We start from the raw sequence: 23871 nt of genomic DNA, 5'->3' as shown, positions 1-23871 counted from the left end.
AGATCTCAAGCAGGATGCTGACTTGCAAAACGCAACAGGCTTTGCGCTGCACCTGTCGGCTGCCTACGACCCTGCTCCCAATCCTGCAATGTCCGCAGACTCACACCGATTGGTTTGGCAAACGCACTTTGAGAAACGCCCACCTTGGTGCGTGCTTTTGCTGCCGCAGAGAGCGGCACCTGCGTTACGCGCGCGGCCTTTGCGGTGTTCATCTGACGTACAGATTCCAGCAAGTCCTGCTGGAGTTGCTCCAGTTCAGACACCTTGGCGCTCCTGCTGAACCTGATCAACCCAGCGAGGCAGAGCCGATTCGCCGACGCCGAGTAAAACGGCTGGCTTCGATGTAGCTGTAGTTTTGCTTGAGCACGAGGTCGGCAGCCTCGCGTTTGAATTCAGCAGAAAAGGAACGGCGTAGTTTGGACATCCGACACCTCGATCTGGCGAGCATTCTCACCTAAATGTGTGTCCGGTTTCATTAAACCACTACACATTGACGTAAACCGCCGACACGAAGCCCTCACCGTTCGGCGAGGTTTTTTTGCGTTTCAGAACTCACTGATCTCAAACACGAACGAAATCTTCTGCTGACTCGCACTCCACGCATACCGCAGATGCTTCCCCTGCTTCGGAATCGATACCGCCGGGGGCCGGAACGCCGCGACGCACTCGTGGCCCGGCAGGCGGACGCTGTTGTAGAGCAGGCCCCAGGATTCAGACTCGCGCAGTTGTCGGGCGAAAGCCTGTGACGGGCCATAGGCGTCTGGATCGGGTTGATGCAAATCGGGGAAATCGTGGCGGATATCGTGCAGCGGTTTAACCACGCGATTGACGTAAGTACGCATGGTCAACTCAAGATCCGCTTCCTGTGTAGCAGCTAGAAATCGTTCCTGGTGATAACAAGTCTCGGCGATGGCCGCAGCCTGACTGCTCGCAGCGTAGTAAACGCCGAAGGTGCCATCGCAGAAACGACTGCGTTTGCCGATGTGGGTGAACGCAGCCATCACCGGAGTCGAGCCGGGGCCGGAGAGTCGATCTTCGGGACGCACTCGGGCGAGAACCCCGGCCTGCTCTATCAGCCGATCATTGGTCAGCGCTTCAATCGCGTAGGCAACTTCCAGGTCTTCGGGATCGAGTACGTCTTCGAACAACGCGATCGGCGGGAAGCTGCTGTTGACGATCCGATAGGCCCGCGGCCACTGCGGATCGGCCAGCGCTGGCGCGTTCAACCGCGCACTCCGTCGAGGTAGCGCCGTACATCGGCAATGTCCACAACGCGCCCGGCCAGCATGTAGTCCAGCGCGGTTCGACCATTGAAAGGCGCGGCAGTGTTTGGACTACTGACCCACGTATAAGCGCGCTCACGGCTGTTGCTGAAGATGATGCTCAACGCCTTGTGAATCCCCATCAGATAGGAGATGCGTTCAAGAGTGTCGTGGGGCAGGCGCACGTTCGGCGGCAGGTGTTTGTATTTGTAGAACGTGGTGTTGCCGACTCCGCCGAGCAACGTCCGTTGCTGATCGGCGTTGCAGCCCCAACGCTCCATGAGGTTGAAGAAGAACTTCAGCGCGACGCGACCGGCTTCAGGGGCGTCGAGTTGTGCGCGTGGGGTGAGGGCTGGGGTTGAGGTGGGCATGACCGCCTCCATGGGTAGCTGATATGACTTCAAGCCTAGTACAGATACGGATATTTGTTTTCTTTTAATCCGTTAACGAATCAGCTCGTTACCCAAATATGAATGTTAAAAACGCCGAGAATTGTTATTTCACGTGAGTATTTTTTGACCCTAATCACCCTCAAGTCATCAAAAACCCCGATCCTGTGTCAGCTTCCAGCCATCGGCAGGGACATCAATTCGCTACTAAACCCGCGACAACTATGCTCAGGTGCAGGAATATAGCCGGCATATGGCGCCGGATCGGCAGTCTCGTAAACAACAATACCCAGCCCACTTCAGAGGGCATTACCCATGGATAGCAGAACCTTACGCAACCTCATGCGCATCGTGCAGACCGGCTCGTTGTCGGCCGCAGCCGAGCATTCATGCCTGACTGTGCAGGCGTTGGCCGCGCAGTTGAACAAGGTCGAAGAGCAGTTCGGTTTCCGCTTGTTTCGTCGTTCCAACAAAGGGCTGACGCTGACGCCGCAAGGCACTGAGCTGACGCCGTATATCGACAAAGTGCTGATTGCCACGCGACAGATGGAAGAAAAGGTCGAAGCACTGAAAGTGCCCGGGCAGCGCACGTTGAAGGTCGCGTTGAATAACACTTTGGCGCCTGACTTCAACCGGCGAATGATCGGACGCCTGATTGAGGTGTTTCCCGATTATCAGATGGAATTCAGCTATGCCGAGTCGATGGAAAACCTCAGCAAGCTGAAGAATGAAGACTTTGACCTAGCGGTGCTGATCGGCCCGCAGCGTCCGGGTTTGCCGAGTATCGTCCTGCCGGATGTGCAGGTGCAGGTGGTTGGCGCGCATTGCGGGCAGGAAAACGATCCGTTGACGTTGCTGGGCAACAAATTTCAGGTGCGTCCTGCGGAAGATTGTCCGTATTCCCACAGCTTTTTGCGTTTTCTCGACGCCGGGCTGGGCAATCACGAGAACGGCCAGCGCATGGTCTATTCCTGCAGTGAGACGTTGACCCTGTCGCTGATCACGCAAATGGATGCGGTCGGCATGGTCTCGCGAGAGGCCGCGCAGAAAAACGGCCTGACGATTTTCCCCGGGTTCGAGGATTTCCTCGAAGTGCGCCTGGCGGTGAACAATCCGGAGTTGTCCAACCAGGCGTTGAGCGACGTCGTCGATCTGCCCTTACATGAACGAGCCGAGCGCAATGTACGCAGCCGTCCCAACCGCCACACTGAGAAAGAGGTTTTTGCTGAAATACGCACATAACAACGTCGGAATCGCCGCATAAAATTCCGGGCGGTCGAGCTGTATGTGCTGATCCTTGATCAACAAGGGAGTCAGGCTGATCGCAGCGACGATCGCCACCGGCAAGTATTCCAGCGCGCGCGCGATAAACGGCGGCCAGTGCTCGGTGTTGATTTGCAAGGGCAATGCCCGTGGCAGGAAGGTCACGGCCATCATCAGCGCAACTACCAGAATCAGGAACGTTTGGTCAGGCATACACCCACTCCGCAGCCCACAAACGTGGCGATAAACACATTAAACGGCGAGTTGCCGACCAGGCTCAGTGCGCCCATGCAGATGACGGCCGCTGCTGCGGCGATCAGCTTGTTGCGGGTATTGCACAGCGACACCAGCACGTAGAGCATCATCGCGGTCAGCGCGTAGTCGAGCTGATATTTGATCAGGTGCGCTGCGTACTGCGCGCACACCGCGCCCAGCAGACCGCCGAGCACCCACGCGGTGTGGCAGAAAAGGTTGAAGCCAATCAGGTAGCGCACATTGACCGGTGCGCCAGTGCCGAGTTTCACGCTGTGGAAGGCGAAGGATTCGTCGGTCAGGCCACCGGCGTAGCACCAGCGCTCCATGCGGCTGAGCCCCAATGCGCGCAAGGCTTTGGCCATGTAGACCGACATCAGCATGTGCCGCGCATTGATCAGGAACGTAGTCAGCACAATGGTGGTCAGCGACGCACCGCTGGAGATCAGCGCCAGCGCGGCGAATTGTGAAGCGCCGGCATACACGAATAAACACATCGCTACCGGCAGCCACAATGGCAGCCCGGCGTTGACGGCCATCAAGCCGAACACAAACGCCACCGTGAAGTAACCGGCCACCACCGGGCTGGCTTCGGCAAATGTACGCGACGGCTGATGGTTGACCATCAGCGGCGCGCTGCCGGACGTTTCATTCATAGATCCCTCTCAAATGTCCGTTCGCCATGAGGCTCGCAAAAACCCTGGGCAGCCCAGAATCGCTTGCCCGCGAGGTTAGCATCGTCGACGAACAGAAACATCCGCAGCACACCGACCCGCTTCATGTCGGACGACGCCGCTTCAACAAGACGTTGACCGACGCCCTGGCTGCGATAACGCGGGCTGACCGCCAGATGATTGATCGTGCCACGACTGCCGAGCATGCCGCCCAACACCGCCCCGACGATTTCACCCGCCACGTCGAAGGCCAGATAGGACGTGGTGGTTTTCTGGATCAACACGCCGCGCAGGCATTTGGCGTCCTGCCATTCACAGAACGACACTTCGTCGAACTGACGGAAGAAGCGCTCCATGCGCTGCGCATCCTTGGCCGTGGCGCGGCGCAGCACCACCGGCGTCGAGCACTCGACGCCGTCGATTGGGGTGATCTGATTAGCGAACAATGTCGAAAGCGGTCCCGGGCCGCGAGAAGGAAATCGCCAGAATCTGCCGGTAAGCCATGGCATGGGTGTGCGTGTTGCGCGCCGGGGTCACATAGTGGCGCATGTCGCGATCGAGGAAGTAGGTGGTGTCGAGAATTTCCTGGTAAGTGGTCGACGCCAATTGATGCTCGTGGATGTCGTACAAACGACTCTCGGCACCCTCGACATTGTTTCGGCCCCAGAAGTGCACACCGCTGAACGGATAGCCGTCGCAGTGAATCCCTTCGGGTGTGATCTCAAGCTGTTTGCCCGGTTTGATCTCGATGCGGATCTGGTGGATCTGGCACTGCCAGATTTCATCGTGCAATTCTTCCGGCAACACGCTTTTGTACACTTCAAAATCGGTGTCGATGAGGCTGCGCATCACCGGCGACTCAATGACTTCATCGGAGAAGTCCTGGAAGTGCCGCACAAGGCCGCCCACATAAGCGTTATTTTCTTTGGACTGCACATACGCACGATGTTCGAGTTGCTTGAGTTCGCGCGTCTTGGGGTTGTACTCAAAGTCGCTGTAACGACGGTAACGCATGCCGGCTTCGGCCTGACCGTAGTAACTGTCAGGCTCCATGTTTTCCCAACTTTTGGTCAGTCTGACGAAGTCGGCAAAATGACCGTAGAGATTGAAGTCACCACCCTGGACGTTGACATATTTGTCGCGCCGTAGCGATTCGCCCACTTCTCTGTTCAAAACGATCATTACCAAATTCTCCGCTGCGTTGAGCGGCCTAATCTATTAGGTGGAGAATTTGCGTCCATGAGAAAGAATTTCAGGCATTTAAAGGCGTGTTTGAAACGGCGTTTGAAGCGACTTGAAAACAACTTTCACATGACAAAAACACGGTTTTTTTCCGGTTTTCCCTGAAAAAACGACGAAAAAAAATCCCGAACCAGTCGGGATTTTTCTCACATCTGTTACACCCTATCAGGCATCAGAAGATGTTGATCGGGTAATCCACGAAAACGCGCAGTTCGTTACCGCTGACGTTGTACTCGCTGGATTTCTGCGAAACACGCAGGATCGAGCTGCGCAGTTTCACGCTCAGGTCTTTGGCCGGGCCGCTTTGCACGACGTACTTGAACTGGTTGAAGATCTCGCGCTCGGTGCCGCCTTCGCTGGTGGAGGTGGTGATGTTGTCGCCACGCACGTAAGCGAAGTTGTAGCTCAGGCCCGGTACGCCGAATGCGCCAAAGTCCAGGCCGTAGCCCAACTGCCAGCTGCGCTCGTCTTCAGCGTTGAAGTCGGACCAGTAGGAGTTGGCCAGGTAGATGGAGTTGCCACCGTCACCGACACGACCTTGATCTTTCTGGTAACCGCCGTAGGCATAACCCAGGTTGCTGTCGCCAGTGGAACGCTGGTGCGCCACGGTGAACGAGTGCGGACCGGTAGCGAAGGTTGCGGCCAGGCTCCAGATCTTGTTGTCGTCGCCGGTTACACCGTTTTCGCGGACATAAGAGTTGTCCAGCTTGGTGCGATAGCCGTTGAAGTCCAGGGTCAGCGACTGATCCTTGTTGAACGGCAACACGTAGTTGGCGTTCACGTATTGTTTCTTCAATACGTCTTCGACGTCGGAAGCGTAGAGCGCGCCTTTGAAGTTTTCAGTGAACTGGTAGCTACCGCCCAACACGTTGATCGACTTCAGACCACCGCTGTCACGGCCTTCGTCGCTCTTGCGCGATTCGGCGGTGAAACGACCGGCGTTCAGTTCCAGACCTTTGATCTCACGGGAAGTGATCAAGGTACCGGTATAGCTTTCCGGCAGCAGACGCACATTGTCGTAACTCAGCACCGGCAGAGCCGGCATCTGGTCACCGTAGGTCAGCACGGTGTTGGAGAAGCGGAACTTGACCGCTGCACCGCCCTTCGCTATGTCATGGTTCGCGCGACCGTCATTTTCTTGCTTGAAGAAATCGATACCACCGGCGCCGCTGCGGCCCTTGCCGCCGTCCAGACGCAGTGCGTACAGACCGAAAGCGTCGACACCGACACCCACGGTGCCTTGGGTGAAGCCGGACGAGAACGTCCCGATGGCCGCTTGGCCCCACTCGGCCTTGTCTTTGTTGCCGTCTTTGTAATCACGATTGATGTAGGCATTGCGCAGCAGCACTTTGAGGCTGCTGTCTTCTACAAAACCCTTGGATTCGGCCTGGTCGTTAGCCATGGCCTGTGTGGCGCTCAACATCCCCAGAGCGATCAGGCTGATACGCTTGTTCAACATTTTGTTTTCCTTATTACGGGTTGAAACGCGCTGTGTCGAACGGCTGAAACGGCGCTAATGCACTCTTTTTTCACCCCGAAACAAAAAGACCCGCCCACGACAAAGTCGTGACGGGCCTTTTTATTATTTTTGAGTCATGGCGGTTGGCCACAGGCGTTGGGCCGAATCGTAGCCGTGCCCCGAACAATGTGTCAATTTCAAGAATCGTCTTTAAATAGGCAAAAATCGTCTAAGAAACGTAAAGTTTGCGCTGACTCCTTGCACGAAAATGCCGGCAGCCAGTGAATCCAGTGCGTATTAAACACAGCCGTCGAGACCGCAGAGTGCTGCCGATTCACCCTTCTCATCAATCCCCATGGTCCGCCCCAACCAATCGGCAAAGGCCTGCGGCTTGCCCAGCCAGGGACTGATGTCGATCAGCGTGAACTGGCCGTCCTCTTCCAAGGCGAACGTCGGAAACCCCTGACCGCCAAGACGCGCCAACAAGGTCCGACTGTTTTTTACATGTTGCTCGGTATCGGCATTTTTGAACGCAGCCTGAAAGGTATCCGCGGCATAACCCATCTGATCCGCGAGTTGCAAAAGCAGAGACTCATCGGCAATCCGAAGCCCTTCCACGTAATGCGCCGTTTGTAAGCGCCCGAGCAGCTCCAGGCCACGGCCATTGATCGCCTCTGCCGCCATCACGGCGGCGATCGGTGGCGTTGAGTCGAAAACCGCCGTGTGATCGCGCAGCAAGCCCTCGAAATACGCCTCGCCAAACGCCTGACCGGTGTATTCAGCAATGCGCCGATCGTGGGGCATGACGTAATTGCGCAATTGCGGGGAAACACGCTGGCGGTTGGCGCCGCTCATCATCCCGCCGGCATGGGCGATCACCGGCAGCACTTGCTGCGCCGCTTGCACCAGCGGTTTGGCGCCATAGCACCAGCCGCACAATGGGTCATAGATGTAATGAAGGATCATCGGAACGCTCCGGCAGGAAATCAGGAAAAATCAATGCCGGCAGACTAATCCTCGCGATGTTGGGGAAAAACGCTGGAATGGCTTCCAGAGTGTTTCGAGAATCGGGCGAATTGTCCAAGCGGTCAGATTGTGTCTATCTCGACACAAATTGAAACAATCGGACGGTGGAACTTATACGGAATTATTAACGGAAGTAAATGCAAAGCATTACCATTCGCGCGCTCGAATTCTTCCCCTTTTTCGGATGCGCTTTTCAATGCCTGCCCCGTTCCGTCTTACGCCCGTCACCCTTGGGCTTTCTGCTTTCCTGTCCAGCGGCTTTGCCTGGTCGGCGACCGAACTGCCCGCCACCGCCATCAGCGCCGAAGCGCAAGCCGATGACCCCCGCGTGAAGGTCAGCAGCACCGCGACTCGCACCTCGACCCCAGTGCGCTATGTGCCGCAGGCCATCGATTCGATCAAGACGTCGAACGTCTCCAGCTACGGCACCAACGACATCGGTGATGCGCTGAGTGGCATGCCCAACGTCAGCAGCAGCGCCGACACCCGTTTCGACAGCTTGCGCATCCGCGGCTTCGACGCCAGTAACGACTTTTATCTGGACGGCATCCGCGACGACAGCCAATACAAGCGCGATCTGCACAACATCGAACGCGTCGAAGTGCTCAAAGGCCCAGCCGCCGTTTTGTACGGCCGTGGCAGTCAGGGCGGGATCGTCAATCGGGTGAGCAAAATGCCGGAGTTTGGCCGCCGCTCGACCATCGAAGCTCAAGGCGGCAGCGAAGATTTGCGCAGCCTCTACGCCGACCTCAGCACCGATCCGAGCGAGAACATCAGCCTGCGCCTGAATATGGGCAACATGGATGAAAACAGTTTCCGCGATGGGGTCAGCGGCAACCGCCAACTGTTCGCACCGTCGATGAGCTGGCAACTGACGCCCGACCTGAACTGGCTGGTGCAGTACGAATACAGCCGTTACAACCGCACACCGGATCGTGGCATTCCCGGGGTAAACGGGCGTCCGGCGGATGTCGGCCGCGACACGACCTACGGCAACGATCACGATTTCATCGACGACAAGTCGCAATCGTTGCGTTCGAAACTCACCTACGAAATCAATGATAACTGGCAACTGCGCCAGACCCTCGGCGTGTTCAAGCTCAACAGTGATTTCGACAACACCTACCTCACCGGTTACACCCCGGCGACCAACAAGGTCACACGCCAGCACTGGCAGCAGGATCTGAACACCCGCAACGTCTACAACAATCTCGAACTGGAAGGCGGTTTCGATACATTCGGCCTTGAGCATCGCCTGCTGACCGGGGTCGAGATCGGCAGTCAGCGCCGCGACCCGAAGCTGTACAACGCCGCCACCGGCAGGACGCCGGGCGCACAACCCGTGCCATCGCTGGATCTGTTCAACCCGAACCGCGATCTGCGCCACACCGGCAGCATGCAACTCAACAGCAGCAGCCACACCGAAGTCGAAAGCCGCGCAGTCTACGTTCAAGATCAACTGCGCCTGAACGATCAATGGCAACTGCTCGCCGGGTTGCGCTACGACACCTTTGATATCGAGTCGACCAACAAGCTCAGGAACATTTCCGAAGATCGTGACAGCCACAGCACCAGCCCGCGCGTGGGCCTGGTCTGGACGCCGCTGCAGAATCATTCCTTCTACGCCTCGTGGTCGAAGACCTTCTCGCCGGTGGGCGGTGGTCTGATCGGCATCACACCGGGCGCGGCCGGCAACACCAACGACCTGAGCCCCGAGCTGACCAAGCAGAAAGAAATCGGCGTGAAGAGTGACTGGCTCGATGACCGTTTGAGCACCACCCTGGCGATCTATGATCTTGAACTCTACAACCGCCGAACCACCGATCCGAATGATCCGACCCTGACCATCATGACCGGAGTACAGCGCTCACGCGGGATCGAGCTGACCGCCACCGGTAACATCGTCGGCAACTGGTACGTGCGCGGTGGCGTCGGTATGCAGGATGCGAAGATCGAGAAGGACAACAACGGCCTGGAAGGCAAACGCATCAACAACGTTGCCAAGCGCAACGGCAGCCTGTTCCTGACCTGGAAACCGGAAATGGGCTGGTACGGTGAAACCGGTCTGACTCTGGTTGGCCAGCGCTATGCCGATAACGCCAACACCACGGTGCTGCCGGGTTATGGCCGTTGGGATGCGCTGGTCGGTTATCGCTTCAAGGACTGGGATTTGCGCACAGCGCTGAACAACATCACCGATCGCGAGTATTACGATTCGGCAACCAGCCAGTATCAAATCCAGCCGGGCGCGCCGCGTAGCGTTGTAATGACCGGTACCTATTCCTTCTGATTCAACCCAATACCTGTAGGAGTTAGCCTGCTCGCGATGGCGGAGTAACAGTCAACGAATCTGTTGAATGTTAACCAGTCATCGCGAGCAGGCTCACTCCTACAATGATTTTTGTATCGTGCATAAAAAAGCGCCGCCATCCCGGCAGCGCTTTTACCAATCCCTGTTGTTTTTCTTATCCTTGCATCACAGCCCACAACGCTTCCAGTTCGGCCTCGCTGAACAGCCCAGCGGGGTAACGCTCGATCATCATCCGGCGCGGATCAGCTTCCCTGATCTGACGCGTTCCATTGGACTTCAAAAAGTGCGCGACAATCTGGAGCGATTCGCCGTTTACGGCCATGGGATGCAACGTTCGCTCGCTGACTACGTTCACTTCGGCGTTCATTTCAGCGCTCTCTCCCCGGTCATGAGCGGCTACGTTATCCAAGGTTTATGACAGAACTGTTGAAGTTCTCCCCCCTCCCTAGTGCCCGTTCTGCGATACAAGAGCTATGCCAAGGTTTCCGATTTGTCGACAAGCGGATACAAAGAAGCCCGCAGTCCAACCGGGCTGCGGGCTTCCTCAGGTACATCGCGCGCTAATCGTCACCCGGCTGATTTATGAATCAACTCAGGCTGTTACGACTCAACTCACTCTTTGTGCGGCGCGGGTTGCTGCTGGGTAAGGCAGTGAATATTGCCGCCACCCAGTAACAGTTCACGGCCCGGCACCATCACCACTTCGTGTTGCGGAAACAGGTTCTGCAGGATTTCCCGCGCCGGGGCGTCCATCGGATCGTCGAAGCTCGGCGCGATGATGCCGCCGTTGACGATCAGGAAGTTCACGTAGGAACCGGCCAGACGCACGCTCGGATTACGCTCTTGCGTACCGTCAACCGGATCGACCCCGGCGCACTCTTCTTCGGTGGCGAACAGAGGCCCCGGAATCGGCATCTTGTGCACCGTGAATGGGCGGCCCTTGGCGTCCGTGCTGCTTTCCAGCACCTTCATTGCCGCCTGGCAGCGCGGGTAGTTCGGATCCTGCGGATCGTCAGTCCACGCCAGCAGTACTTCGCCCGGACGCACGTAGCAGCAGAAGTTATCCACATGGCCATCGGTTTCGTCGTTGAACAAACCGTCCGGCAGCCAGATGATTTTATCCACAGCCAGATTGTCGCTCAGCACTGCTTCGATTTCTTCGCGCCCCAGATGCGGGTTGCGATTGCGGTTGAGCAGGCATTCTTCAGTGGTGATCAGCGTGCCTTCGCCGTCGACGTGAATCGAACCGCCCTCGAGCACAAAACCTTCAGTGCGGTAACGCGGGCTGCGCTCGATCTCGAGGATCTTGCCACCGACCTGCGAATCGCGGTTCCAAGGCGAGTACAAGCCGCCGTCGAAACCGCCCCAGGCATTGAAGTCCCAGTTCACACCGCGCACTTCGCCATTGTTATTGATAACGAAGGTCGGACCGCTGTCGCGCACCCAGGCGTCATCGCTGGACATCTCGACCACGCGGATATTCGGCACGTCGAGACGGGCGCGAGCGTTTTCGTATTGGCCGGCGGACACCGCAACGGTCACCGGTTCAAAACGGGCGATGGCCTTGGCCACTGCCGCGTGTGCGGCTTGCGCCGGTTTGCCGCCCAGACGCCAGTTGTCCGGGCGCTCAGGCCAGATCATCCAGGTCTGTGTTTGTGGTGCCCACTCGGCCGGCATGTGGAAGCCGTCGGCGCGCGGGGTGCTTTTCAATGTGGTCATCGGGATCAGGACTCCAGGGAACCGTCGAGGGTTTTCAACGCGCCGTACAGATTTGGTCGGCGGTCGCGGAATGAACCCCACGCGCTGCGAATATGTTCGAGCTCGTCGAGGTTGAAAGTGTGCACAAGAATACCTTCTTCGGTTTTATTCAGCTCCTGCACTTTTTCGCCGAATTGGTTGGCGATAAACGATGAGCCGTAGAACGTGATGTCGTAGCCGTCCTGCTCTTCGTTGCCAATACGGTTACTGGCGATCAGCGGCATCAGGTTGGCGCCGGCATGGCCCTGCTGCACGCGCTGCCAGTGATCGCGCGACGAAATGCTCTTGTCGTGCGGCTCGCTGCCGATGGCGGTCGGGTAGAACAGGATTTCCGCACCTTGTAGCGCCATCGCCCGCGCCGCTTCCGGGAACCACTGATCCCAGCAGATGCCCACGCCGATTTTTGCGTAACGGGTATTCCAGACCTTGAAGCCGGTATCGCCCGGATTGAAGTAATACTTTTCGTGGTAACCCGGGCCATCCGGGATGTGGCTTTTACGATAAATCCCGAGGTTGCTGCCGTCGGCATCGATGATCGCGATGCTGTTGAAACGCGCACGACCGGCCAGCTCGTAGAAGCTGATTGGCAGCACCACTTGCAGCTCTCGGGCGATTTTCTGGAAATGTTTGATCGCGACGTTTTCTTCCACCGTAGTGGCCAGTTGCAGATAGTCCGGGTTGGGCTTCTGGCAGAAGTACGGCGCTTCGAACAGCTCCTGGATAAGGATGATCTGCGCGCCTTTGGCGGCGGCTTCGCGCACCAGTCTTTCGGCGGTTTCGAGGTTGGCTTCCAGATCCCACGAACAGGCCATCTGCGTGGCGGCGACGGTAACGATACGGCTCATGAATCATCTCCGGGCAAGTGCTTTGACGGTCGAGGATTCGACCGAAGAGAAAAAACGCGCGCACCGGACAAAAATCGCCATGCCGGAGCAATGGCGACTTTATAGCCGATAAATATCGGCTTTAGAAGCTAATAATGAACCACCCATCTAAAAATAAACATAATTTGCCGATATAAATCTGCTTCTGTAGGAGTTGCCGAAGGCTGCGATCTTTTGATCTTGATTTTGAAAAGCAGAATCAAAAGATCTCAGCCTTCGGCAGCTCCTACACGGGATCAGCGTTACAGGCCCTCGGTCAGAACCTGGTCGAGCATGTCGACAAAGAAATCCACACTGCGCTGCGACGTCACCATCGGCGGTTTGATCTTCAGAATGTTCAGGTCATCGCCGGTCGGTTGCATGAAGATCCCCAGCTCGCGCAGGCGATCACACAGCAATGTGGTCTCTTCTGTCGCCGGTTCCAGTGTGTCGCGGTTGCGGATCAGTTCCACACCGAGATAGAAACCGGAACCGTGCACCGCGCCCACCAGCGGATGTTTATCGATCAACGCTTCGAGTCGTGCCTTGAAGTGGCCGCCGACCACCTGCGCGTTCTCCCAGAGCTTTTCTTCTTCCATCACGTCGAGCACCGCCATGCCGATCTGGCAGCTCACCGGACTGCCGCCCGCCGACGAGAAGAAATAGCCCTCGGCCTCCAGCGCCTCGGCAATTTCCCGCCGAGTGATGACCGCGCCCAGCGGCTGACCGTTGCCCATGCCCTTGGCCATGCAGATGATGTCCGGCACCACGCCCTGCTCTTCGAAGCCCCAGAAGAAATGGCCCATGCGCCCGTAACCGACCTGCACTTCATCGGCGATACACACGCCACCCTGCGCGCGGACCAACGCGTACACCTGCTGCAGATAACCCGGCGGCAATGAGATGCCACCGGCATTGCCATACACCGGCTCGCAGATAAATCCGGCCAGTTGACGCTTGTGCTCAGCGATTTTCGCCAGATGGTGTTCGACGCTGCGCACGTAATCCGGCGCCGAATCGAGGCCACGGAATTTGCCACGATAAATGTTCGGCGCGATCACCGGATGCACCCAGTCCGGACGGCTTTCAAGGGCTTTCGGGTTGTCGGCGATCGAGGTCGACACCGCGTCGGCGCCGATCGTCCAGCCATGATAGGCCTCCAGCACGCTGACCATGTCGCGGCCACCGCTGTAGGCCCACGCCAGGCGAATCGCCAAGTCATTGGCCTCGCTGCCGCTGTTGACCAGAAACACCCGATCCATGCCTTCCGGCGCCAGCTTCAGCAATCGCTCGGAGAACTCGGCCACCGCCGCATAGTTAAACCGTGAGTTGGTGTTGAGCAGCGACCACTGCCGGGCAGCAACCGCCGCCATGCGTGGATGGCCATGACCGAGCACCGCCACATTGTTGAGCATGTCGAGGTAGGAACGGCCCAGCATGTCGATCAAGTGATTGCGCCAGCCGCGCTCGATGCGCGGCGGATCCACGTAATAGTGTTTTTGCGTGCGGGCAAAACTGGCGTCGCGGCGTTCCAGCAGGGTTTTCGCGTCCAGCTCCGGCTCGGCATCACAGGCCAATCCCAATAAAGCTGCCGGCGACGGACAGAGTGCCTGCCACGCAGCCGCACGGGACGGCGCGCAGAACAGCGGCGCAGCCAATTGCGCACCCCGGCTCAGTTGCACGATCAACGGCCCGCTGACCGAACCCAGCACCTGACCTTTGACCAGCGCCGCGCCACTGTGCAGCGATGGCGTCACGCCCCACAAACGCACGCTGAGCTGGGGGCCATCGAGTTGCAGTGCACCCTCTGCGCACTGATGAACCACACCGGCAAACGGCGATTCCACCGGCGTGCTATTAGGCACGCGTAATTCGACGTGCAGCGGGAAGGTGTCCGGTTCATCGGCGCTGTCTGGCCGAGTGCGCGACAAACGGTATTGGCCATAACGACTCGCCGCCAACCCATGGGCAGCAGCCGCTTCATTCAACAACCGCTGGTCGATGCCCTCCTGCTCCCAGTTGCCCGCCTCGAAATGCGCGCTCAACACGCCGAGATCGATCAGCGCAAATTCACGCCCGACCAGACTCGGCAGCAATGGCGCAAATCCTTCGCCGTTGATCACAGGCAAGGTCTGACCGACCGAACTAAGAATCGCCGCCTCCATCAGCGCCAGCGGCACCGATGTCGCGACGCGGAAGATTTCCCACTCGTGGGTGAGGTTGTCGCGGCTGTAGGTATTGGCGGGATCAATGCTGACCTGCTGCTCGCCACTGAGCACCAGCACCGCCGCCCGGGCGACGATCAGCGGCCATAGCGCTTGCAGTTCCTCGGATTGCAGAGGATTGACCGCGTGATAAGCCTGAACCGCCGGCAGAATCACAAACGGATCACCGCCGGCGTGATGCAGTAACGCGGCGCAAGTCACCGACAGATCGGTAATGCGCCAGGTGCGGATCAGGTCGCCGAAATCGATCACCCCCTGCAACTGCCAATGGCGCTGTGCGTCGCGCTGCCAGACGGCGTTGTCGTCGGTGATGTCCATGTGGATCGCCTGCACCGGCAATTTGTCCACCAGTGGTTGCAGATGGCGCTCGGCCTGCTCGGCGGCGTCGGCGATCAATGCGCGTTGCTGGTCGTCCTTGATCACTGGCAGCAAATGACTGATCAAGGCGCTGGCATGGCGCGCGTCCCATTGCAATGTGCGCTCAAGGCCCGGGTGGTCGAACCCGGCCAGCGCCAGGTCCATCTCACCGCAGAGCCGGCCAAACCCGGCCACCACCTCATGGCCCAAGTGATCAAGATGGGTGAGCGGCTGACCTTCGATGTAATCCAGCAGTCGCACGTGTACCGGCTCGCCATCGACTTGCAGCGTCAGCAGGTCCTGACCGTTATTGGCGGCAATCACCCGCGGCACATTTACTGCGCAGTGTTCGGCCAGATACTTGAGGCCGGCATGCTGGGCCTGCAACTCGACAAGGGCGTAATCGCCACGGCAGATTTTCAGCACAAACCGCCCGCGCTCACTGTCTACGCGATAGTTGAGATCCTGCTGACTGCCGAGGGCCTGCAACGTGCCACCGAGGCCGTAGTGTTCGGCGAGCCATTGCAGGGCCTGCGCCTCTGAAACCTGCGGGCTGGGCAAACTGGCGCGATGAATCAACGTGGCGAGCGGCATGAAACGACCCCTGAAATTTTATTAGGCGCTTATATCGCCACTGCTTCGGAGGATGCGCAACCCCTGATCGTGTTTATTCGAGCGCTCGCATCCGCCGGCACTTTGCGCAAGAATGTCGACCATTGACACCTGCCTATGGAAATCCTCATGAATGTAATCACCACCGATTTGCCCGGTGTTCTGATCATCGAACCCAAGGTGTTCGGTGACGAGCGCGGTTTCTTCTACGAGAGTTTCAACGCCAAGGCGTTCCAGGACGCGACCGGCCTGGATACCCAATTCGTTCAGGACAACCATTCGCGCTCGCAAAAAGGTGTGCTGCGTGGCCTGCATTACCAACTGGAAAACACCCAGGGCAAACTGGTGCGCGTCACTGTCGGTGAAGTGCTAGATGTGGCCGTGGACATTCGTCGCAGCTCGCCGCACTTCGGCAAGTCGGTGGCGGTGCGCCTGTCGGCTGAAAACCATCGTCAGCTGTGGGTACCGGAAGGTTTCGCCCATGGCTTCGTAGTGCTGAGCGAATTCGCTGAGTTCCTCTACAAGACCACCAACTACTACGACCCATCGTCCGAGCGCAGCATTCGCTGGGACGACCCTGCTCTGGGTATCGACTGGCAGTTGGACGAAGCGCCGAAACTCTCGGCGAAGGATCAAGCTGCAGCGTTGCTCAAGGACGCTGACGTCTTTTCCTGAGGCCGGGCATAATGCGCCTGTTCCCTCAGGCGCATCCGGCTTATGAAACCATCCCTTCCCCGCAGACCTCGCTGGCGCAGCCTTGCCCTCCTGGCCCTGTGTCTGGCGCCTTTACTGTGGCCGTTGGAGCATCTGGCCGAGCGCTATTACCGCAGCGAACTGGCCGGGCAGAATCGCCAGACCCTCGACCTCTACGTCGCCAACCTGCTGGGCACACTGCACCGCTATGAAGTGTTGCCGCAGATCCTCGGCGACCTGCCGGCCCTGCGCACCGTGCTTGGAGCGCCAGACGATGGTGTTACCCAAGGCAATGCCAACCGTCTGCTGAAAAACATCGCCGCACAGACAGGCGCCGAAGTCATGTATCTGATGGACACCACCGGGAAAACACTCGCGGCGTCGAACTGGGACAAACACGATAGCTTCGTTGGCCGCAATTTCTCCTTCCGCCCGTATTTCAGCGAAGCCATGGCCGGGCGTCTCGGGCGCTTTTTCGGTCTTGGAACAACGTCGGCCAAGCGCGGCTACTTCTTCGCCGCTGCGGTGCGTAATGGTGAAAAGATCACTGGCGTGCTGGTGATCAAAGTCGACCTCGACCACACCGAAAGTCTCTGGGGCAAAACCCCGGAACAACTGCTGGTGACCGACCATAACGGTGTGGTCATCCTCACCTCGCGTCCTGAATGGCGCTTCCGCTCGACCCGCGTCTTGAGCGATACCGAGCGCGCAGCGATCACCGCAATCCAGCCCTATCCAACCCGCGAACCACGTCCGCTGAACCTCAGCCCCGATGCCTGGCTGACGCAAACCCACGACATTGCCGAGACCGGCTGGAGTGTCAGCATCCTCGCCCCACGCACGCTGATCGACCGCCCGGTGCGTACGGTCGTGGCCATCGGCGGCGCCACGCTGTTGGTGGTGATGCTGTTGCTCGGCCTGATGATGCAGCGTCGTCGCCACTATCTGGAACGCATCGCGTTCGAGGCCAAGGCCCGTCGTGAACTGGAAGGCCGCGTCGCCGAACGCACCAGCGATCTCGAAGGCCTCAACCGCCGCTTGAAACAGGAAGTGCTGGAGCGCGAACAGGCACAACAAGAACTGGTTCGTGCTCAGGATGATCTGGTACAGGCTGGCAAGTTGTCAGCGTTGGGAACCATGTCGGCAAGCATCAGCCACGAACTCAATCAGCCGCTCGCGGCCATCCGCAGCTACGCGGAGAACGCCGAAGTGCTGCTCGATCACCAACGTACCGACGACGCGCGCGGCAACCTCAAACTGATCAGCGAACTGACAGGGCGCATGGCCTCGATCATCGCCCACCTGCGTGCGTTCGCCCGCCGCGATCGCCATGCCCCGGAAAGCGTCGCCCTGCAACCGGCGCTGGACGATGCCCTGGCCTTGCTGGCCAAGCGTCGGCGCAGCATGGAAGTCGAGCTGATTCGCGACCTGCCCGCCGCCGCGCTGTGGGTCGAAGCCGGGGAAACCCGCCTGCGTCAGGTACTCGGCAATCTGCTGGCCAACGCCCTCGACGCCCTCACCGAAAAGGGCCCGCCGCGCAAATTGTGGCTGAGTGCCGAATCCACTGCCGAAGGCGTCAATCTGTACATTCGCGACAACGGCCCGGGGTTCTGTATGGAAGCCCTCGGTCGCGCCAGCGAGCCCTTCTACACCACCAAGACCCGTACTCAAGGTCTTGGTCTGGGTTTGGCGATCTGTGAAACCCTGATGCGCGCCTTCGGTGGTGAACTGTCGTTCGCCAACCACAAACAAGGTGGCGCCTTGATCACCCTGCGGCTGCGCGCCGGCGCGCCCGGGGTCAGCCTGCAACCGTCCGAGGATCGAAGTGCATGACCATCGACAATCGCATTCAGGTGGTGTTGATCGACGACGATCCGCACCTGCGTCAGGCCCTCGGCCAGACACTGGATCTGGCCGGGCTGAAAATCCTCCCGCTGTCTGAAGCCAAAGGGCTGGCCGGACAACTGGAGCGTGACTGGCCGGGTGTGGTGGTCAGCGATATCCGCATGCCGGGCATGGACGGTCTCGAATTGCTGAGCGAGTTGCACGCCCAGGATCCCGAGCTGCCAGTGCTGCTGATCACCGGCCACGGCGATGTGCCGCTGGCCGTGCAGGCGATGCGTGCCGGGGCTTATGACTTCCTCGAAAAACCGTTCGCCAGCGATGCCCTGCTCGACAGCGTGCGCCGCGCCCTGGCCGTGCGCCGCCTGGTGCTGGACAACCGCAGTCTGCGTCTGGCCCTTAGCGATCGCAATGAACTGAGCGCGCGTCTGGTCGGTCACTCGACACCGATGCTGCGCCTGCGCGAGCAGATTGGCGCGCTGGCGGCGACCAGGGCTGATGTGCTGATCCTCGGCGAAACCGGGGCTGGCAAAGAAGTCGTCGCCCGGGCGCTGCATGATCTTTCGAGCCGCCGCAACGGCCCATTCGTGGCGATCAATGCCGGGGCGCTGGCTGAATCAGTCGTGGAAAGTGAACTGTTCGGTCATGAGCCGGGCGCGTTCACTGGCGCGCAAAAACGTCGGATCGGCAAGTTCGAATTCGCCAATGGCGGCACGTTGTTCCTCGATGAAATCGAAAGCATGAGCATGGATGTGCAGGTGAAGTTGCTGCGCATGCTGCAGGAGCGCGTCGTTGAACGTTTGGGCGGCAATCAGCTGATTCCGCTGGATATCCGCGTGATCGCCGCGACCAAGGAAGACCTGCGCCAGGCTGCTGATCAGGGCCGCTTCCGTGCCGACTTGTATTACCGTCTCAACGTCGCGCCATTACGCATTCCCCCGCTGCGCGAACGTGGCGAAGATGCGCTGGTGCTGTTCCAGCATTACGCCGATGAAGCCAGCGCCCGCCACGGCTTGCCGCCGCACGAACTGCAACCGGCACAACGTGCCCTGCTGCTACGCCACACTTGGCCTGGCAACGTGCGCGAGTTGCAGAACGCGGCAGAACGTTTCGCCCTTGGCCTGGAACTGGCGCTCGATAACACCGGCACCGAAGGTGGTGGCGCGACCGTTGAAGTCATCGCTGGCGGCCTCAGCGAGCAAGTGGAAAACTTCGAGAAGTCGCTGATCGCCGCGGAACTGTCGCGCTCCCACGGCTCGGTACGCAGTCTCGCCGAAGCGCTGGGCATACCGCGCAAGACCCTGCACGACAAACTGCGCAAACACGGCCTCAACTTCGGCGACAGCAGCCATGGGGAGGAGAACGAATGAACCCGGACACTCACTATCTGGAATCGGTGCTGCATCACGACATCCCTCTGACCCGGGAAATGGGCCTCAAGGTACTCGACTGGCAGGCACGGCAGTTGAGTCTGCATTTGCCTTTAGAGCCCAACGTCAATCACAAAAGCACCATGTTCGGCGGCAGCCTCTATTGCGGCGCGGTGCTGGCGGGTTGGGGCTGGTTGCATTTGCGCTTGAAGGAAGAAGGGATTACCGACGGACACATCGTGATTCAGGAAGGGCAGATCAGTTATCCCCTGCCAGTGACGGGGGATGCGACAGCCATTTGCCCGGCGCCGGAGGCGGCGGTGTGGAAGAAGTTTCTGGCGATGTATCAGCGATATGGACGGGCGCGGTTGACGTTGAATACGCGGATCGTCAATGCGGGCAGTGACGAGGATGCCGTAACGTTTAGCGGGCAGTACGTGTTGCACCGCTAAAGCAAAAGATCGCAGCCTTCGGCAGCTCCTATAGGGAAATGCGAAATCCTGTGTAGGAGCTGCCGCAGGCTGCGATCTTTTGATCTTAACCTCGGGCCAACTCCAACAACCTCGCCCGCCAAGCCGCCTTCGCCGGCAACGCCAAAAAGAATTCATTCAGCAGCGATTCCCGCGCCGGATAACAGAACGCGTCACCGCGCAGATCCAACACTTCACCGCCCGCCCCTTCCAGCACACCTTGCGCCGCAGCCGTGTCCCACTGCGACGTTGGCGCCAGTCGCGGATAGCAATCCGCCGCACCTTCAGCCAGCAGGCAGAACTTCAACGAACTGCCGATATTGGCCAATTGCAGCTCACCAAGACTCGCACTCAACCCGGCCAGCAAACGCTCCTGCTCAGGACTTGAATGCCGACGGCTTGCAACCACGGTGAACGCTTCACCTGGCGCAGGCACATCACGCACCTGAATCGCAACCGGCGTACCATCCTTGTCACAGCGCCAGGCACCGAGCCCGGCACCACCCACGTAATAACGACCGTTGGTCGGCATCGACACCACACCAAAAACCACTCGGCCGTTTTCGATCAGGGCGATGTTGACGGTGAACTCCTCACTGCCACTGATGAACTCCTTGGTGCCGTCCAGCGGATCCACCAGCCACCAGCGCTGCCAGCCGGCGCGCACGCTTTGCGGGATATTGGCGTCCTCTTCGGACAGCACCGGAATGCTCGAATCCAGCGCAATCAACCCGGCCACGATCAGGTGGTGCGCGGCCAGATCGGCAGCGGTCACCGGCGAATCATCGGACTTGGCAGTCACCTCAACCCCGGCGCGCCAGAATGGCAAAATCGCCTCGCCGGCCAGCAAGGCCAGCTCAATCACCGGTGCCATCAACGGGTGCGGGAAATTCATCAAACGCTCACTCATAACTGAAAACACCGCGCTGACTCAGCAGGTCGCGGGTCAAATAAAGCGCCGCCAAGGCGCGCCCTTCGGAAAACTGCGGATTCAGCGCCAGCGCCGACAACTCACGCAAGTTGACCTTGTCGACCCGCATCGGCTCGGGCTCATCGCCCTCCAGACGTTCCTCGTAAAGATCGGTGGCCAGCACCACCTGAATCTTCTGGCTCATGTAACCGGGCGACAGCGACAACTCGGTCAGATGTTCCAGTTGCCGTGCGCCGAAACCCGCCTCTTCCTTGAGTTCACGCTCGGCCGCCGCCAATACATCTTCGCCCGGCTCGATCAAACCTTTAGGCAAGGACAACTCGTATTCGTCAGTGCCGCCGCAGTATTCCTCGACCAGCACCGCGTGCTCGGCATCGAGCATCGCCACGATCATCACCGCGCCGTATCCCGCACCCTTGCCGACCAACCGTTCGTAAGTGCGCTCCACACCGTTGGAAAAACGCAGCTTCAGTTCTTCGACGCAAAACAGGCGACTGGTGGCGACGATCTCGCGGGCAAGTACAGTGGGTTTCTGGCGCATGCAAAGCTCCTTGGCGTGGACGCGCTACTATAACGCGGCTTTCCCGATTGTTTACGTCGGATATCTTTCTACCGTTCGAGACGTTGCCATGCCTTCATTACCGTGGTCCGACATCGATACCGTTCTGCTGGACATGGACGGCACGTTGCTGGATCTGCACTTCGACAACCATTTCTGGCTGGAGCACCTGCCCCAACGCTACGCCGATCTCCACGGGGTCAGCCGGGCCATGGCCGAGATGGAATTGCAGCCGTTGTTCGAGCGCCACGCCGGCCAGTTGCAGTGGTATTGCCTGGATTTCTGGAGTGCCGAACTGAAGCTGTCGGTGCGCGAGCTGAAACAGGAAACCGCACACCTGATCGCCCTGCGTCCGGATGCCGATACCTTTCTGGAGGCGATAAAACAGGCCGGCAAACGGGTGATCATGATCACCAACGCGCACCGTGATTCGCTGTCGTTGAAGCTGGAGCGGATTGAACTGGCACCCTATTTCGAACGGTTGATCAGCTCGCACGATTACGGTTACCCCAAGGAGAATCCACAGTTCTGGGATGCCCTGCAGGCGGATATCGGCTTCGATCCCGCGCGCAGTCTGTTTATCGACGACACCTTGCCGATCCTGCGCAGCGCGCGGAATTTCGGTGTGGCGCACTTGTTGGCGGTCAAAGAACCGGACAGCCGCAAAGGGCCGAAAGATACTGCGGAGTTTGCAGCGGTCGAGGATTACCGGGATTTGATCACAGGCCTCTGATACCGAGTCGCCCTATTCGCGAGCAGGCTCGCTCCCACATTGAAACGCAATCCAATGTGGGAGCGAGCCTGCTCGCGAAAGCGTTATCCGCAATTACTCAGGAATACGCAGTGTCTGCCCTGGGTAGATTTTGTTCACATCCTTGAGCATCGGTTTGTTGGCCTCAAAGATCTTGTTGTACTGGTTGGCGTTGCCATACACAGCCAGAGAAATTGCGCTGAGGGTGTCGCCTTTTTTCACCACGACAAACCGTGCCGCGGCCACCACCGGCCCGGTCACCGTGATCTGATCATCAACGCTGCCCACACCTTCAATGTTGCCCACCGCCAGCAGAATTTTCTCTTTCTCCTCCTGGCTCGCCACCTCACCGGTAACCGTGACCTTGTCGCCGTCCACGGTCGCCTGAACGTTCGGATTGCCCAAGCCAACCTTGCTGATGTGTTCCTTCAACTGCTCGCTGGCATTGGCGTTGCCCGGGGTCAGCAGATCGATCAGTTTTTCACCGGCTTCTTTCACAAAGCTCAAAAGACTCATAACGCACACTCCTTGATTTGGGTTCCAGACGTCCAAGCCTAGACCACCCCAGACAAACCCGGTTCCAAGCCGACCAATGACCCTGCCGCCCCCCAAGCGGTAGAATCACCCACCCCCGCCGCCACCCTTCGGAGCGAAGATGGACATCAAGCAGCTGAAATTCCTCATCGCCCTCGACGAAACCCGCCACTTCGGCCAGGCCGCCGCGCGCTGCCATATCACCCAACCGACCCTGTCGATGCGCTTGCGCAGCCTTGAAGAAGAGCTCGACCTGCCGCTGGTCAACCGTGGTCAGCGTTTTGAAGGCTTCACCGCGCCGGGCGAACGGGTGCTGGCGTGGGCACGCACGGTGCTGGCGGCTTATGACGGTTTGCAGGCGGAAGCGGCGGCGTGTCGCGGCAACCTGATCGGTACGCTGCGTCTGGGCGTGGTGCCGCTGTCGAGTTTCGATCCGTTGCCGCTGATGCAACGCCTGCATGCCGCGCACCCGGACCTGCGTTTCGAACTGTCGGCGCTGAGTTCCGAGCAAATCCTTGAGCATCTGGCGAACAACCGCATCGACATTGGCGTGTCTTATCTGGATCGTCTGGACAACGAACGCTTCGAAGCTCTCGCCTTAAGCGAAACCCGCATGGGCCTGCTCTACGACCAGCGCTCATTCACCTTCGGCGAGGCGCCGTTGAGCTGGGAATCGCTGATCGAATTGCCACTGGGCATGCTCACCAGCGGCATGCATTTTCGCCAGTCCATCGACCACAACTTCCACAGCCGTAACCTGACGCCGCAGCCGTTGCTGCAAACCGACGCTGTGCATCAATTGTTACAAGCAGTACACAACGGCTTTTGCTGCGCGATCATGCCGCTCGACGGAGGCCTCGAAAAGCTTACCGATCACCTGCGGCTGCAACCGATCGAAAACGCTCAAACCCTCGCGCCACTGGGGCTGATCATGCGTCGCGGCGCCCCGCGTTCAGCGCTCGCCGAAGCCTGTTTCGCGCTGTATCAGAAATCACCAGCCGACTCTTGATCGACATCATCTATCGGTA

At 59.0% G+C, this 23871-nt stretch carries 24 protein-coding genes and 1 pseudogene; 8 read left to right on the top strand and 17 right to left on the bottom strand.

Annotated features, from left to right (window positions below; genetic code table 11):
* Window positions 1-5: 5 nt before the first annotated feature.
* From PSH79_RS01390 to PSH79_RS01375, 4 genes and pseudogenes are all read right to left on the bottom strand, one after another.
* Window positions 6-212: a DNA-binding transcriptional regulator gene (locus PSH79_RS01390; RefSeq protein ID WP_305443844.1), complete on the bottom strand. Its 207-nt coding sequence runs from the start codon at window positions 210-212 to the stop codon at window positions 6-8.
* 49 nt (window positions 213-261) lie between these two features.
* Window positions 262-424 (bottom strand): annotated as a pseudogene (locus tag PSH79_RS01385) (transposase); the annotation flags it as partial.
* 121 nt (window positions 425-545) lie between these two features.
* Window positions 546-1226: an RES family NAD+ phosphorylase gene (locus tag PSH79_RS01380; protein ID WP_305440880.1), complete on the bottom strand. Its 681-nt coding sequence runs from the start codon at window positions 1224-1226 to the stop codon at window positions 546-548.
* Window positions 1223-1633 carry an MbcA/ParS/Xre antitoxin family protein gene (locus PSH79_RS01375; RefSeq protein ID WP_305440879.1) on the bottom strand — a complete coding sequence of 137 codons (411 nt, stop codon included), beginning with the start codon at window positions 1631-1633 and terminating at the stop codon, window positions 1223-1225. The genes PSH79_RS01380 and PSH79_RS01375 overlap by 4 nt, the downstream gene beginning before the upstream one ends.
* 333 nt (window positions 1634-1966) lie before the next feature.
* On the opposite strand from PSH79_RS01375, the gene PSH79_RS01370 reads away from it, so the two are divergent.
* Complete coding sequence (locus tag PSH79_RS01370; protein ID WP_187678908.1) at window positions 1967-2893, top strand: LysR family transcriptional regulator; 927 nt, start codon at window positions 1967-1969, stop codon at window positions 2891-2893.
* On the opposite strand, the gene PSH79_RS01365 is transcribed toward PSH79_RS01370, so the two are convergent.
* The 6 genes from PSH79_RS01365 to PSH79_RS01340 form a co-directional block, all read right to left on the bottom strand.
* Window positions 2810-3127, bottom strand: coding sequence for an AzlD domain-containing protein (locus tag PSH79_RS01365; protein ID WP_150596790.1), 318 nt, complete (start codon window positions 3125-3127; stop codon window positions 2810-2812). The genes PSH79_RS01370 and PSH79_RS01365 overlap by 84 nt on opposite strands.
* On the bottom strand, window positions 3106-3822 hold the full coding sequence (locus PSH79_RS01360; protein WP_123529786.1) for an AzlC family ABC transporter permease: 717 nt from the start codon (window positions 3820-3822) through the stop codon (window positions 3106-3108). Before PSH79_RS01360 ends, PSH79_RS01365 begins: the two co-directional genes overlap by 22 nt.
* Window positions 3819-4196: a GNAT family N-acetyltransferase gene (locus PSH79_RS01355; protein WP_305443842.1), complete on the bottom strand. Its 378-nt coding sequence runs from the start codon at window positions 4194-4196 to the stop codon at window positions 3819-3821. Before PSH79_RS01355 ends, PSH79_RS01360 begins: the two co-directional genes overlap by 4 nt.
* Window positions 4197-4275: 79 nt before the next feature.
* Window positions 4276-5022, bottom strand: coding sequence for a 2OG-Fe dioxygenase family protein (locus PSH79_RS01350; protein WP_166218415.1), 747 nt, complete (start codon window positions 5020-5022; stop codon window positions 4276-4278).
* 232 nt (window positions 5023-5254) lie between these two features.
* Window positions 5255-6541: an OprD family porin gene (locus PSH79_RS01345; RefSeq protein WP_305440875.1), complete on the bottom strand. Its 1287-nt coding sequence runs from the start codon at window positions 6539-6541 to the stop codon at window positions 5255-5257.
* A 297-nt stretch (window positions 6542-6838) separates the two neighbouring features.
* Complete coding sequence (locus tag PSH79_RS01340) at window positions 6839-7507, bottom strand: DsbA family protein (protein WP_305440874.1); 669 nt, start codon at window positions 7505-7507, stop codon at window positions 6839-6841.
* Between the two features lie 256 nt (window positions 7508-7763).
* Between PSH79_RS01340 and PSH79_RS01335 the strand changes: the two genes are divergently transcribed.
* Window positions 7764-9857 carry a TonB-dependent siderophore receptor gene (locus PSH79_RS01335; protein ID WP_305440872.1) on the top strand — a complete coding sequence of 698 codons (2094 nt, stop codon included), beginning with the start codon at window positions 7764-7766 and terminating at the stop codon, window positions 9855-9857.
* A gap of 175 nt (window positions 9858-10032) precedes the next feature.
* On the opposite strand, the gene PSH79_RS01330 is transcribed toward PSH79_RS01335, so the two are convergent.
* The 4 genes from PSH79_RS01330 to PSH79_RS01315 form a co-directional block, all read right to left on the bottom strand.
* A complete protein-coding gene (locus tag PSH79_RS01330; RefSeq protein WP_095190039.1) occupies window positions 10033-10245 on the bottom strand; it encodes a hypothetical protein in 213 nt (70 codons plus the stop codon).
* Between the two features lie 245 nt (window positions 10246-10490).
* A complete protein-coding gene (gene aguA, locus PSH79_RS01325; RefSeq protein ID WP_305440870.1) occupies window positions 10491-11597 on the bottom strand; it encodes an agmatine deiminase in 1107 nt (368 codons plus the stop codon).
* 5 nt (window positions 11598-11602) lie between these two features.
* Entirely contained in the window at window positions 11603-12481 is an 879-nt protein-coding gene (gene aguB / locus PSH79_RS01320; protein WP_305440869.1) for an N-carbamoylputrescine amidase, read from the bottom strand.
* 281 nt (window positions 12482-12762) lie between these two features.
* Window positions 12763-15675, bottom strand: a complete 2913-nt coding sequence (locus PSH79_RS01315; RefSeq protein WP_305440868.1) for an aminotransferase — start codon at window positions 15673-15675, stop codon at window positions 12763-12765.
* Between the two features lie 147 nt (window positions 15676-15822).
* Here PSH79_RS01315 and rfbC point away from each other — a divergent pair, with 147 nt between their 5' ends.
* The 4 genes from rfbC to PSH79_RS01295 are packed head-to-tail and all read left to right on the top strand — an operon-like array spanning window position 15823 to window position 20050.
* On the top strand, window positions 15823-16368 hold the full coding sequence (gene rfbC / locus PSH79_RS01310) for a dTDP-4-dehydrorhamnose 3,5-epimerase (RefSeq protein ID WP_047299314.1): 546 nt from the start codon (window positions 15823-15825) through the stop codon (window positions 16366-16368).
* A 42-nt stretch (window positions 16369-16410) separates the two neighbouring features.
* Window positions 16411-18219 carry an ATP-binding protein gene (locus PSH79_RS01305; protein ID WP_305440867.1) on the top strand — a complete coding sequence of 603 codons (1809 nt, stop codon included), beginning with the start codon at window positions 16411-16413 and terminating at the stop codon, window positions 18217-18219.
* Window positions 18216-19598, top strand: a complete 1383-nt coding sequence (locus PSH79_RS01300; RefSeq protein WP_305440866.1) for a sigma-54 dependent transcriptional regulator — start codon at window positions 18216-18218, stop codon at window positions 19596-19598. Before PSH79_RS01305 ends, PSH79_RS01300 begins: the two co-directional genes overlap by 4 nt.
* Window positions 19595-20050 carry a YiiD C-terminal domain-containing protein gene (locus tag PSH79_RS01295; RefSeq protein ID WP_305440865.1) on the top strand — a complete coding sequence of 152 codons (456 nt, stop codon included), beginning with the start codon at window positions 19595-19597 and terminating at the stop codon, window positions 20048-20050. Before PSH79_RS01300 ends, PSH79_RS01295 begins: the two co-directional genes overlap by 4 nt.
* A gap of 85 nt (window positions 20051-20135) precedes the next feature.
* Here PSH79_RS01295 and cysQ read toward each other — a convergent pair whose 3' ends face one another.
* The gene (gene cysQ / locus PSH79_RS01290) at window positions 20136-20963 is read right to left on the bottom strand and encodes a 3'(2'),5'-bisphosphate nucleotidase CysQ (RefSeq protein WP_305443840.1); all 828 of its coding nucleotides are present in this window, start codon (window positions 20961-20963) and stop codon (window positions 20136-20138) included.
* Between the two features lie 7 nt (window positions 20964-20970).
* Window positions 20971-21540 carry an ADP compounds hydrolase NudE gene (nudE, locus tag PSH79_RS01285; RefSeq protein WP_095190590.1) on the bottom strand — a complete coding sequence of 190 codons (570 nt, stop codon included), beginning with the start codon at window positions 21538-21540 and terminating at the stop codon, window positions 20971-20973.
* A gap of 88 nt (window positions 21541-21628) precedes the next feature.
* Here nudE and yrfG point away from each other — a divergent pair, with 88 nt between their 5' ends.
* Entirely contained in the window at window positions 21629-22291 is a 663-nt protein-coding gene (gene yrfG / locus PSH79_RS01280; RefSeq protein WP_305440864.1) for a GMP/IMP nucleotidase, read from the top strand.
* A 93-nt stretch (window positions 22292-22384) separates the two neighbouring features.
* Here the strand turns inward: yrfG and lysM are convergent, their stop codons facing one another.
* Window positions 22385-22825 (bottom strand): peptidoglycan-binding protein LysM, encoded by a 441-nt coding sequence (lysM, locus tag PSH79_RS01275; protein ID WP_027611221.1) that lies wholly within the window; start codon window positions 22823-22825, stop codon window positions 22385-22387.
* 139 nt (window positions 22826-22964) lie between these two features.
* On the opposite strand from lysM, the gene PSH79_RS01270 reads away from it, so the two are divergent.
* On the top strand, window positions 22965-23852 hold the full coding sequence (locus PSH79_RS01270) for a LysR family transcriptional regulator (RefSeq protein ID WP_305440863.1): 888 nt from the start codon (window positions 22965-22967) through the stop codon (window positions 23850-23852).
* Window positions 23853-23871: the final 19 nt, after the last annotated feature.

The sequence above is a fragment of the Pseudomonas sp. FP2196 genome, assembly GCF_030687715.1.
Classification (GTDB): domain Bacteria; phylum Pseudomonadota; class Gammaproteobacteria; order Pseudomonadales; family Pseudomonadaceae; genus Aquipseudomonas.
Note: the sequence above shows the minus strand (reverse complement) of the source record. Positions and strands in the feature narration are given on the sequence as shown.